Genomic DNA, 11,567 nt, shown 5'->3' with positions numbered 1-11,567 from the left:
GCCCTTCCGTATGGATATCATCATGAAATTAAAATCAGTACATGCCATTAACTGGAACCATATCGAGGATGACAAAGACCTGGAGGTCTGGAATCGTCTGACCTCTAACTTCTGGCTACCGGAGAAGGTCCCGCTGTCGAATGATATTCCTGCCTGGAATAGCCTGAATGCCGCCGAGCAGCAGCTGACCATTCGGGTATTCACCGGGCTGACGCTGCTTGATACCATTCAAAATACCGTCGGCGCTCCGGCGCTGATGGCCGATGCGCTGACGCCGCATGAAGAAGCCGTGATGTCTAACATCAGCTTTATGGAAGCGGTGCATGCCCGCTCTTACAGCTCCATTTTCTCCACGCTGTGCCACACCAGCGATGTCGATGCGGCCTATGCCTGGAGCGAAGAGAATCCGGCGCTGCAGCGCAAGGCAGAGATTATCCTGTCGCACTACCATCATGAAGACCCGCTAAAGAAGAAGATCGCCAGCGTGTTTCTTGAGTCCTTCCTGTTTTATTCGGGTTTCTATCTGCCGATGTACTGGTCCAGCCGGGGTAAGCTGACCAACACCGCCGATCTGATCCGCCTGATTATCAAAGATGAAGCCGTGCACGGTTATTACATCGGTTATAAATTTCAGAAGGGGCTGGAGAAAGCGAGCCAGGCGCGTAAGGACGAGCTGCAACAGTTTGCCGTGGAACTGCTGCTGGCGCTCTATGAGAACGAAATAGCCTACAGCGAAGCACTTTATGACGGCGTGGGCTGGACGGAAGAGGTTAAAACCTTCCTGCACTACAACGCCAACAAGGCACTGATGAATCTGGGCTATGAGGCGCTTTTCCCCGCCGAACTAACCGCCGTAGACCCCGCTATCCTCTCTGCCCTGTCGCCGAATGCCGATGAAAACCATGATTTTTTCTCCGGGTCTGGTTCTTCCTACGTCATGGGCAAAGCGGTGGATACCGAAGACGAAGACTGGGACTTTTAATTCCCTCTGCGATGGCTGAACTCATCAGTCATCGTTTAGTTTTGATCGTTAGTATTATTTTTTATTAATCGCCCGTTCAATAAAAAAACCAAAGCCAAATTCAAATCATTCCCCGGGTTATTATTTCCTGTCAGCCGATGTGCAGAGGGGGAATATCACTGCCGCCCAACAGCCAATTACGGCCGGAATATTGCTTTTTTTTCGCCACCATCAATTCTCCGCAATCCCTTACCCCTTCTGGCCTTTCGGGAGATTGTGGTCTCAGCGATAATTTCCTAACGCCCTTGCAAGGGTTGTCTCAGATTCTCAGTGTGCTAGGGTATAGGCCGCTAATATTCTATCAGGACACAGGAAAATAATAAGAAACTAACCGCTAACCAGGGAATCATTAATGCATGGCCATTAAACTCGAAGTTAAAAATCTCTATAAAGTTTTTGGGGAAAACCCAGACCGTGCTTTTAAGCATATTGATAAAGGAATAAGCAAAGAAGCCCTTCTGGATAAAACAGGGCTTTCTCTCGGGGTAAAAGACGCCAGTCTGGCCATTGAAGAAGGCGAGATATTCGTGATCATGGGGCTCTCCGGCTCCGGTAAGTCCACCATGGTTCGCCTTCTCAATCGTCTGATAGAACCCACTCGCGGTCAGGTAATTATCGACGGCGTCGATATCGCGAAAATATCCGAAAGTGAACTCCGCAAGGTACGACGAAATAAGATCAGCATGGTATTTCAGTCCTTCGCGCTAATGCCCCATATGACGGTATTAAATAATGCCGCATTTGGCATGGAATTAGCCGGTATTCCCCTGCAGGAACGTCAGGAAAAAGCGCTCGATGCCCTGCGCCAGGTGGGCCTGGATAATTATGCCCATGCGTACCCTGATGAATTATCCGGTGGGATGCGTCAGCGAGTGGGATTAGCCCGCGCACTGGCGATCAATCCCGATATATTGCTGATGGATGAAGCCTTCTCCGCGCTCGATCCCCTTATCCGCACCGAAATGCAGGATGAGCTGGTCAAGCTGCAATCGCGCCACCAGCGAACCATCGTCTTTATTTCCCACGACCTCGATGAGGCCATGCGTATTGGCGATCGCATTGCGATTATGCAGGGTGGTGAAGTGGTCCAGGTCGGTACGCCGGATGAGATCCTCAATAATCCGGCTAACGATTACGTTCGCACCTTCTTCCGCGGGGTGGATATCAGCCACGTCTTCAGCGCGAAGGATATTGCCCGCCGCAGCGCCAGCGCGCTGATGCGCAAAGCCCCCGGCTTCGGTCCGCGTTCAGCGATTAAACTGCTACAGGACGAGGATCGCGAATATGGCTACGTGCTGGAAAAACAGAAGTTTATCGGCGTGGTGTCGACCGACTCGCTTAAGGCGGCGCTGGCCGCAGGTGAAGGCCTGGATCACGCCATTCTGGCCGATCCTGCCGCGATGCCGGGTGATACCTCGCTGAGCGACCTGCTCTCTCACGTCGCCCAGGCCCCCTGCGCGGTGCCGATTGTCGGCGAAGACAACCAGTATATCGGGATAATCTCGAAAGGCATGTTACTACAGGCATTAGACCGCGAGGGAGCCAGCAATGAGTAAGCAATCAATCGATCCCTGGGCCACCGCCTCCAACACGTCCGCTGCCGACGCATCCGCGGCACCCGCAGCCGATGCTTCGCAGTCAGCGGCCAGCAGCGATCCCTGGGCCACCGCACCGGCAGATGGCGGAAGCGCTTCCACTGCCGCTCCCGGCGGCGGCGATACCAGTGGCGCCTGGGGCTCGCCCGCCGGCGGCCACGATGCAGCGGGCAACGGCGACTGGCTAAACAGCGCGCCCGCTCCCCAGGCGGAGCACTTCAGCATTTTGGATCCCTTCCATAAAACGCTGATCCCACTCGATAGCTGGGTGACCTCAGGCATTGACTGGGTGGTTACCCACTTCCGTCCGGTATTTCAGGGCATTCGCGTACCGGTGGATTATATCCTCAGCGCCTTTCAGCAGCTGCTGCTGGGAATGCCTGCGCCGGTGGCGATCATCATTTTTTCCCTGATCGCCTGGCAGCTCTCGAGCCTGGGAATGGGCATTGCGACCCTGATCTCACTGATCGCCATCGGGGCGATCGGTGCCTGGTCGCAGGCGATGGTGACCCTGGCGCTGGTGCTGACGGCCCTGCTGTTCTGCATCATCATCGGGCTACCGCTGGGGATCTGGCTGGCACGCAGTGAAAAAGCGGCGAAGATCATTCGTCCACTGCTGGATGCCATGCAAACCACACCCGCCTTCGTCTATCTGGTACCGATTGTGATGCTGTTTGGCATCGGCAACGTGCCCGGCGTGGTGGTGACCATTATCTTTGCGCTGCCGCCGATTGTCCGCCTGACCATCCTGGGCATCAAACAGGTGCCTGCGGATCTGATCGAGGCCGCCGAGTCCTTTGGGGCTAATCCGCGTCAGATGCTGTTCAAGGTCCAGCTTCCGCTGGCCATGCCAACCATTATGGCAGGCGTGAATCAGACTCTGATGCTGGCGCTGTCGATGGTCGTCATCGCCTCAATGATCGCCGTAGGCGGCCTGGGTCAGATGGTACTGCGCGGGATAGGCCGTCTGGATATGGGCCTCGCCACCGTGGGCGGCGTCGGGATTGTGATCCTCGCGATTATTCTGGATCGTCTGACCCAGTCGCTGGGACGTGACAGCCGCAGCCGTGGTACCCGCCGCTGGTATGCAACGGGTCCCCTGGGACTCTTTACCCGACCCTTTATCCGCTAGCATTTCACTTTTGGCGGCGCGCTCAGAAGCGCCGCCTGCTTTTTCAGACAGAGTAATAACAATAAGGATCCACCATGCGAAAGACAGTACTGTTAGCCGCCGCATTAACTACGCTGGCGACGGCTCAAATCTCAGCCGCTGAGCTACCGGGCAAAGGCATTACCGTTAAGCCAGTACAGAGCACCATTACGGAAGAGACCTTCCAGACCCTGCTGGTCAGCCGCGCGCTGGAGAAACTCGGCTATACCGTCGAGCAGCCCAGCGAAGTGGATTACAACGTGGGCTACACCTCCATCGCTTCCGGCGACGGCACCTTTACCGCCGTGAACTGGCAGCCGCTGCACGACGATATGTATAAGGCCGCCGGTGGCGACGCTAAGTTCTACCGCGCCGGGACCTTTGTACAGGGCGCAGCGCAGGGCTATTTAATTGATAAGAAAACGGCTGAAAAATACCATATTACCCGTATCGATCAGCTGAAGGATCCTAAGCTGGCGAAGCTGTTTGACAGTAACGGCAACGGCAAAGCCGACCTGACCGGCTGTACGCCAGGCTGGGGCTGTGAAACGGTTATCAACCACCAGATACAGGCTTACGGTCTGAGCAATACGGTTGAACATAACCAGGGTAACTATTCAGCGATGATCGCCGATACCATTACCCGCTTTAAAGAGGGCAAACCTGTTCTCTACTATACCTGGACGCCGTACTGGGTGAGTGACGTACTGGTTCCGGGCCGCGATGTCGTCTGGCTGCAGGTGCCTTTCTCCTCTATGCCGGGTGAGCAGAAGGACGTGGATACCAAACTGCCAAACGGCGCAAACTACGGTTTCCCGGTTAATACAATGCATATTGTGGCGAATAAAGCCTGGGCGATGAAGAATCCAGCGGCCGCGAAGCTTTTCTCTGAAATGAAGCTGCCGATTGCTGATATCAACGCTCAGAACTCCCGTATGCATCAGGGTCAGTCTTCTGAAGCCGATATTAATGCGCACGTTGACGGCTGGATTAAAGCGCATCAGGCGCAGTTTGACGGCTGGGTCAAAGACGCCCTGGCAGCCGCAAAATAGCCTGAACGGCGTTATACCGCACGCCAGAGAGTAAACAGAGGGCAGCCGTGAAGCTGCCCTCACTGCTTGTGCTGTCAGAAACCACGGAGAGACGCTTTGCTACCCGTTATCGGGAAGCTCACTTCCCGCCGCTGGCGACCGGCCTTGCCCTTCTGACCCGCTCTTTATTCCGCGTTGAGCCGGTCATTTATTCTGTGAGCGACATATTTTTTAGGCTACTATTCAGTTATACCTGTTTTTATTAGTCTGATAATCATAATGAAATCCTCTCAGCCCGTCCTGAATACGCCGCTGGTTGCGCTGATGTCGCTGGCAACCGGTCTCTCCGTTGCCTGCAACTATTACGTTCAGCCCCTGTTGGAAACCGTTGCCCGCACCTTTGCCCTTTCCGTAAACCAGGCCGGGTTTATCGTCACGACCGCACAGCTGGGCTATGCCGCCGGGCTGTTATTACTTGTGCCCCTGGGCGATATGCTGGAGCGGCGGGGACTCATCGTTATTATGAGCCTGCTGGCAGCCTGCGGCCTGGTGATCACTGCCCTTTCCCCGAGCCTGACGATTATGCTGCTGGGAACGGCACTGACCGGGCTGTTCTCGGTGGTGGCGCAGATCCTCGTACCGCTGGCGGCGACGCTGGCGGAACCGGCCAAACGCGGCAAAGTAGTGGGGACCGTTATGAGTGGGCTGCTGCTGGGGATCCTGCTGGCTCGGACCGTTGCGGGCGGCCTGGCACAGCTGGGAGGCTGGCGGACCGTATACTGGGTAGCCAGCGCGCTAATGGCGTTGATGGCGCTGGCGCTGTGGCGCTGTCTCCCGCGCTACAGACAGTCGGTTCCGCTCAACTATGGGCAACTGCTCGGATCGATATTCACTCTGTACCGCACCAATCCTGTCCTGAGAACCCGCGCCGTCACCGGCTGCCTGGCCTTTGCAAATTTCAGCATCCTCTGGACTTCAATGGCCTTTCTGTTGGCTTCCCCACCCTATGGCTATTCTGAAGGTAAAATTGGGCTACTGGGGCTGGTCGGCGCAGCCGGGGCGCTGGCGGCGCGGCAGGCGGGCTCACTGGCAGATAAGGGGAAAGCCCGCCTGACCACCACCGCAGGCCTGATCCTCATGCTTATCTCCTGGGCCTTTACCGCGCTGGGAAGTCATTCACTGGCGGCGCTGATCGTGGGGATTATTCTGCTCGATCTGACGGTTCAGGGCGTACATATCACCAATCAAAGCGTCATCTACAGCCGGATGCCCGAGGCGCGTAACCGCCTGACGGCAGGCTACATGACCAGCTACTTTATTGGCGGTGCGGCAGGCTCGCTGGTGTCAGCCAGTGCGTTTCAATATGCCGGATGGAAAGGCGTATGCCTGGCGGGCGCTTCATTAACTTTACTTAATATTTTGAGCTGGTGGCGCGGGTCTCACCACGAAGTGGATACTCCTTAGCCTGCAAATAGTAAATTGAGGAAATTTCAGGCCCACTGCTCTGTTAAGCGCTTACACACTCTGGTATTGTTAGCGCCTGCTTATTCAGATTAGTTATTTTTTCAAGTGAAACTATTAAGTAGCAGGCTCAATTCGCCGGCGATCGCTGAACAGGATAAGGCATTCGCTCAATCCAGTCCCATTGCTGTCCTGTGTGACAGTGGTCGGGAATAGTGGCCGTGGGTCGGAACACACCTGAATTTGCAAACCTTGTTACTGAGTGTGCCACCAGACTCAGGCGATCTCTATTTCTCTGAAGCGAGAATGGCACACGTATTAATAACCGCGCAATATGCTCGGTTATCGGCCCGTAGTCGGAGGCGACCTTTATCTTCACCCCAGTTAACCTGGTGAAGAAATGATAAGCAGTCGTTATCCAATGCTCTGAGCCATTCAGCCCGCCCCGAGGGGTTTGGGAGTAAGGCGTACAGCCTTAACTGACATCTGCGGCATCCCTGTTCGATGCTGCTCAGCACACTGGGTTATGGAGTGACCTGGAAATTATTGATGGTGTTCCCGATCTCACATCGCCGGAGAAAAGGTATTTATCACCATCGTTACGATACCAGTTGCAACTTATGAGGTTCCCCCAGATGGAAAGTTCGTTTGCCCCTATTGAACAGATGCTTAATTTCCGCGCTAACCGTCAGAAAGACTTTCCTTTACAGGAGATAATGCTGACAAGACTGTGCATGCATATGCAGAGTAAGTTACTGGAAAACCGCAATAAAATGCTGAAAGCTCAGGGGATTAACGAGACGCTGTTTATGGCATTAATCACCCTGGATGCACAGGAAAACCACAGCATTCAACCGTCTGAACTCAGCGCCGCGCTCGGTTCATCCCGCACAAATGCCACGCGCATTGCAGACGAACTGGAGAAACGTGGCTGGATTGAACGTCGCGAAAGTGACCACGATCGCCGTTGTCTGCATCTGCATCTGACCGATAAAGGGCATGAATTTCTGCGCCAGCTACTGCCACCGCAGCATCAGTGCCTGCAACTCCTGTGGTCTGCACTAAGCGGCCCGGAGAAAAGTCAGTTGGAAAGCATCACGCGTAAGCTGCTGACCCGATTGGATCAAATGGACGAAGAGGAAGTCATTACGGCACTTTCCCGCTAAGCTTGACCCAATAGCATATTGTGCGACGACGGTGTCGCCGCCAATGGCTATTTTAGCCCGCTAATTTTGATCGGTGCCAGCGCTTAGCCGCTGGCATTTTAGACTCCGGGCATGACTACCGACAGGTGGCATGCCCGGTTCGCATGGGAAACGTGGAGAACACCATGAGTGTAAATGTGGAGAATCAAACTCCCTCACAGCCAGCTAATAAGAAGAAAAAGCGCAAAGTTGCGTTAATTTCCCTGGCCGTGCTGTTTATTTTAATCGGTGTGGTCTGGCTTGTTTACTGGTTAACGGTACTGCGCCACTTTCAGGACACCGACGACGCGTACGTTGCAGGTAACCAGGCGCAGATTATGGCCCAGGTATCGGGCAGCGTGAATAAGGTCTGGTTCGACAATACCGATTACGTTAAAAAGGGCGATGTGCTGCTGACGCTGGACAGAACCGATGCCGAACAGGCTTTTGAAAAGGCACAGACTGCGCTGGCCACCAGCGTGCGGCAGACCCACCAGCTGATTATCAATGGCAGACAGTATCAGGCCACCATTGCGCTGCAAAAAACCGCGCTGGAACAGGCGCAGTCTGATCTTAGGCGCCGGGAGCCTCTCGGGGCAGCTAATCTCATTGGCCGCGAAGATTTACAACACTCGCGCGATGCCGTAGCCACGGCTAAAGCCCAGCTTGACGTTGCCACGCAGCAATATAATGCGAACCAGGCCATGGTGCTGAACACCTCGCTGGAAAATCAGCCCGCGGTCAAACAGAGCGCGGCTGAACTGCGCGATGCCTGGCTGAATCTGCAACGCACCAGCGTTATCAGCCCGATTGATGGCTTTGTTTCCCGCCGCAGCGTGCAGGTCGGCTCGCAGATCTCCCCGACTACGCCGCTAATGGCCGTCGTGCCTGCCAGCAACCTCTGGGTCGATGCCAATTTTAAAGAGACCCAGCTGGCTAATATGCGTATTGGGCAGCCAGCTACCGTAATCAGTGACATTTATGGCAGCGACGTAACCTATCACGGCAAGGTTGTTGGCCTGGATATGGGAACCGGCAGCGCCTTCTCGCTGCTGCCCGCACAGAATGCCACCGGCAACTGGATCAAAGTGGTTCAGCGCCTGCCGGTTCGTATAGAGCTGGATCCGCATGAGGTGGTGAAACATCCGCTCAGAATCGGCCTTTCCACCCAGGTCAATGTGGATACCAGCAATATCGACGGTGCCGTGCTGGCGACCCGGGTACGCTCAACGCCCGCCTATGAAAGTAATGCGCTGGCGCTGGATCTCGCCCCTGTTGATAAGCTGATCGCAGATATCGTCCGCGCCAATGCGGGTTAAGAGGGCGAGAGGCTAATGGCACAAAAACCGCTTGAAGGCGCTCAGCTGGTTCTGATGACGATTGCGCTGTCGCTGGCGACGTTTATGCAGGTGCTGGACTCCACGATTGCTAACGTCGCTATACCGACCATCGCCGGGAACCTGGGGGCATCGAACTCCCAGGGAACCTGGGTCATTACCTCATTTGGCGTGGCCAATGCGATATCCATTCCCATTACCGGCTGGCTGGCAAAACGCGTCGGCGAAGTGAAGCTGTTTCTGTGGGCGACGGTAGGCTTTGCTGTCGCTTCATGGCTATGCGGGATGTCCAACAGCCTGACCATGCTGATCTTTTTCCGCGTGATCCAGGGCGTGGTGGCAGGTCCGTTAATTCCGCTGTCGCAAAGTTTGCTGTTGAGTAACTATCCCCCCGCCAAACGCAGTATTGCCCTGTCCCTCTGGGCGATGACGGTGATTGTGGCCCCCATATGCGGCCCGATCCTTGGCGGCTGGATCAGTGACAACTACCACTGGGGATGGATTTTCTTTATCAACGTCCCCATCGGTGCGGTAGTGGTCATGCTGGCGCTGCAAACGCTGCGAAATCGCGAGACGCCAACGGTCATCCGGCCGATAGATACCGTCGGCCTGGTCCTGCTCGTGGTCGGTATCGGTTGCCTGCAGGTGATGCTTGACCGCGGCAAAGAGCTGGACTGGTTCAGCTCGCAGGAGATTATTGTCCTGACGGTAATTGCGGTCATCGCACTGGCGGTACTGCTGGTATGGGAGCTGACCGATGACCATCCCATTGTCGATCTGTCGCTGTTTAAGTCGCGAAACTTCACCATTGGCTGCCTGTCGATTAGCCTGGCCTATATGCTCTATTTTGGCTCCATCGTGCTGCTGCCCCAGCTGCTTCAGGAGGTCTACGGCTATACGGCGACATGGGCCGGGCTGGCATCAGCGCCGGTTGGGATCATTCCGGTTATTTTGTCACCCATTATTGGCAGGTTTGCGCACCGGCTGGATATGCGCAAGCTGGTGACCTTTAGCTTTATCATGTATGCCGTCTGCTTCTACTGGCGAGCCTATACGTTTGAACCGGGGATGAATTTTGGGGCTTCTGCCTGGCCTCAGTTTATTCAGGGATTTGCGGTAGCCTGTTTCTTTATGCCTCTGACCACCATTACCCTTTCCGGTCTGGCACCGGATCGGCTGGCGGCGGCATCCAGCCTGTCAAACTTTACCCGAACGCTGGCGGGCTCGATTGGCACCTCGATCACCACCACCATGTGGACCGACAGAGAATCAATGCATCACAGCTATCTCAGCGAGTCCGTCAATGCGTATAACGTCAATTCCCAGGCGATGTACAGCAAGCTGGAAAGTCTTGGCATGACGCATGAGCAGGCGTCGGCGTGGATTGCGCAGCAAATCACTAATCAGGGCCTGATTATCTCCGCTAATGAGATTTTCTGGGCCTCAGCGGCCGTTTTCCTCGGCCTGCTGGTGCTTATCTGGTTTGCCCGCCCGCCCTTTGGCGCGGGCAGCGGAGGAGGCGGAGGCGCGCACTAGAGGTTGCGCTTTCAGCCATAAAAAAACGGGCCCTTGCGAGGCCCGTTTTCTTTTTTGCACGGCGTCTTACGCGTTCTGACGCCACCACTCTGCCAGCAGAATACCGGTCGCGACAGACACGTTGAGGCTTTCAACATTTCCGGTGCCACTGATGGAGACGCTGAGATCCCCCTGCTGCATCGTGCTTTCAGAAAGCCCGTCGCGCTCCTGCCCCAGCACCAACACCATTTTGGCAGGGAACTCTGCCTGCGACAGCGGGGTGCCTTTATGGCTGGACGTGGTCACGATGGTGTAGCCCGCCTTGCGAAACGCACTCAATCCGGCGGCAAAACTTTCACCGCTAATGGCCTGAATATGTTCAGCCCCGCCTTCAGCCGTGCGCACGGCGGCGCCCGATTCCAGCAGCGAAGCATCATCTACCAGCAGCCCTTTCGCACCGAAGTGCGCGCAGCTGCGCATCATGCCGCCCAGGTTGTGCGGGTTGCCGATATCTTCCAGCGCCAGCACACAATCCTTTTCACCCGCGTTTGACAGCCACTCGCTGACGGGCATGCCCATACGCTTTTTAATCAGGAAGCAGACGCCACCGTGATGCTCAGTTCCGGAAGCCTTAACCAGCTCGTCTTCCTCGACCACGTGATAGGCCTTACGGTTGGCCGCCATCCACTTCAGCGCATCGCGGAAGCGAGGCGTGACGCTCTGCACAAACCATGCGCGGACAATACAGTCCGGACGGCTTTGAAACAGGGCCTGACAGGCGTTTTCGCCATATACGCGCGTCTCTTCCATACGCTGACGCCGGATCTGTTCCGGGTCGATATAGCTTTTACCGCTGATGCCGCCGTGATCCGGGCGCGCCTCTTCGGTTGCAGACGGTGCGCGAGAAACCGTGCGCCACGGCGAATCACTCGGAAGTGCGTCGCGATCGCGCCCGCCACGCGGTTTGCTGTCTGCGTTACGTGAAGGACGACGGCTGTCATCCTGACGAGGTCCACCTTTACCTGTGCGGGGATTTTTCCCGCCTTTGTTGCTCTCGTCATCACCACGGACATACATCACTTTGACTTTTCCGCTTTTACCTTTAAATTCGTCGTTCATTTTCCCTCCACCTGGCTGAGCGCGAAGCGCGCAGATTACCTGATGTGGCGGCGCTTAGCTATTAACTTCCGCCACAAAGGGCGAATGCGCCTTTTTCCGGCTTTGGCCGGTTCTGAAAGCATCAGGCAGATATTGCCTATTATACCCATTGAAC

At 55.6% G+C, this 11,567-nt stretch carries 9 protein-coding genes; 8 read left to right on the top strand and 1 reads right to left on the bottom strand.

All coding sequences use genetic code 11. The features are described 5' to 3' along the window. The first annotated feature begins 22 nt into the window (after nucleotides 1–22). The 8 genes from nrdF to emrB all read left to right on the top strand — a co-directional run bounded on the left by nrdF (nucleotide 23) and on the right by emrB (nucleotide 10,315). Nucleotides 23–982, top strand: a complete 960-nt coding sequence (gene nrdF / locus AC4PCC_RS04615) for a class 1b ribonucleoside-diphosphate reductase subunit beta (RefSeq protein WP_492126557.1) — start codon at nucleotides 23–25, stop codon at nucleotides 980–982. A 395-nt stretch (nucleotides 983–1,377) separates the two neighbouring features. Next, nucleotides 1,378–2,577: a glycine betaine/L-proline ABC transporter ATP-binding protein ProV gene (gene proV, locus AC4PCC_RS04610; protein ID WP_492126556.1), complete on the top strand. Its 1,200-nt coding sequence runs from the start codon at nucleotides 1,378–1,380 to the stop codon at nucleotides 2,575–2,577. After that, a complete protein-coding gene (gene proW / locus AC4PCC_RS04605) occupies nucleotides 2,570–3,748 on the top strand; it encodes a glycine betaine/L-proline ABC transporter permease ProW (RefSeq protein ID WP_492126555.1) in 1,179 nt (392 codons plus the stop codon). Before proV ends, proW begins: the two co-directional genes overlap by 8 nt. A 74-nt stretch (nucleotides 3,749–3,822) precedes the next feature. Then, nucleotides 3,823–4,818 carry a glycine betaine/L-proline ABC transporter substrate-binding protein ProX gene (proX, locus tag AC4PCC_RS04600; protein ID WP_492126554.1) on the top strand — a complete coding sequence of 332 codons (996 nt, stop codon included), beginning with the start codon at nucleotides 3,823–3,825 and terminating at the stop codon, nucleotides 4,816–4,818. Nucleotides 4,819–5,076: 258 nt separating this feature from the next. Further along, nucleotides 5,077–6,261, top strand: coding sequence for an MFS transporter (locus AC4PCC_RS04595; RefSeq protein WP_492126553.1), 1,185 nt, complete (start codon nucleotides 5,077–5,079; stop codon nucleotides 6,259–6,261). A 632-nt stretch (nucleotides 6,262–6,893) separates the two neighbouring features. Next, nucleotides 6,894–7,424, top strand: a complete 531-nt coding sequence (gene mprA, locus AC4PCC_RS04590; RefSeq protein WP_345828644.1) for a transcriptional repressor MprA — start codon at nucleotides 6,894–6,896, stop codon at nucleotides 7,422–7,424. 164 nt (nucleotides 7,425–7,588) lie between these two features. Beyond that, the gene (gene emrA / locus AC4PCC_RS04585) at nucleotides 7,589–8,761 is read left to right on the top strand and encodes a multidrug efflux MFS transporter periplasmic adaptor subunit EmrA (protein ID WP_492126552.1); all 1,173 of its coding nucleotides are present in this window, start codon (nucleotides 7,589–7,591) and stop codon (nucleotides 8,759–8,761) included. A gap of 15 nt (nucleotides 8,762–8,776) precedes the next feature. Continuing rightward, nucleotides 8,777–10,315, top strand: a complete 1,539-nt coding sequence (gene emrB / locus AC4PCC_RS04580) for a multidrug efflux MFS transporter permease subunit EmrB (protein ID WP_067709648.1) — start codon at nucleotides 8,777–8,779, stop codon at nucleotides 10,313–10,315. A 66-nt stretch (nucleotides 10,316–10,381) separates the two neighbouring features. Here the strand turns inward: emrB and AC4PCC_RS04575 are convergent, their stop codons facing one another. Continuing rightward, nucleotides 10,382–11,413, bottom strand: a complete 1,032-nt coding sequence (locus AC4PCC_RS04575) for a tRNA/rRNA methyltransferase (protein ID WP_067709650.1) — start codon at nucleotides 11,411–11,413, stop codon at nucleotides 10,382–10,384. Nucleotides 11,414–11,567 lie beyond the last annotated feature (154 nt).

The organism is Erwinia sp. L03-1 (genome assembly GCF_058686115.1).
Note: the sequence above shows the minus strand (reverse complement) of the source record. Positions and strands in the feature narration are given on the sequence as shown.

Excerpts from the sequence above, each read along its gene's own strand:
- proX (WP_492126554.1), top strand. The coding sequence starts at position 3,823 with ATGCGAAAGACAGTACTGTTAGCCGCCGCATTAACTACGCTGGCGACG.
- emrB (WP_067709648.1), top strand. The coding sequence starts at position 8,777 with ATGGCACAAAAACCGCTTGAAGGCGCTCAGCTGGTTCTGATGACGATT.
- mprA (WP_345828644.1), top strand. The coding sequence starts at position 6,894 with ATGGAAAGTTCGTTTGCCCCTATTGAACAGATGCTTAATTTCCGCGCT.
- emrA (WP_492126552.1), top strand. The coding sequence starts at position 7,589 with ATGAGTGTAAATGTGGAGAATCAAACTCCCTCACAGCCAGCTAATAAG.
- AC4PCC_RS04595 (WP_492126553.1), top strand. The coding sequence starts at position 5,077 with ATGAAATCCTCTCAGCCCGTCCTGAATACGCCGCTGGTTGCGCTGATG.
- nrdF (WP_492126557.1), top strand. The coding sequence starts at position 23 with ATGAAATTAAAATCAGTACATGCCATTAACTGGAACCATATCGAGGAT.
- proW (WP_492126555.1), top strand. The coding sequence starts at position 2,570 with ATGAGTAAGCAATCAATCGATCCCTGGGCCACCGCCTCCAACACGTCC.
- AC4PCC_RS04575 (WP_067709650.1), bottom strand. The coding sequence starts at position 11,413 with ATGAACGACGAATTTAAAGGTAAAAGCGGAAAAGTCAAAGTGATGTAT.
- proV (WP_492126556.1), top strand. The coding sequence starts at position 1,378 with ATGGCCATTAAACTCGAAGTTAAAAATCTCTATAAAGTTTTTGGGGAA.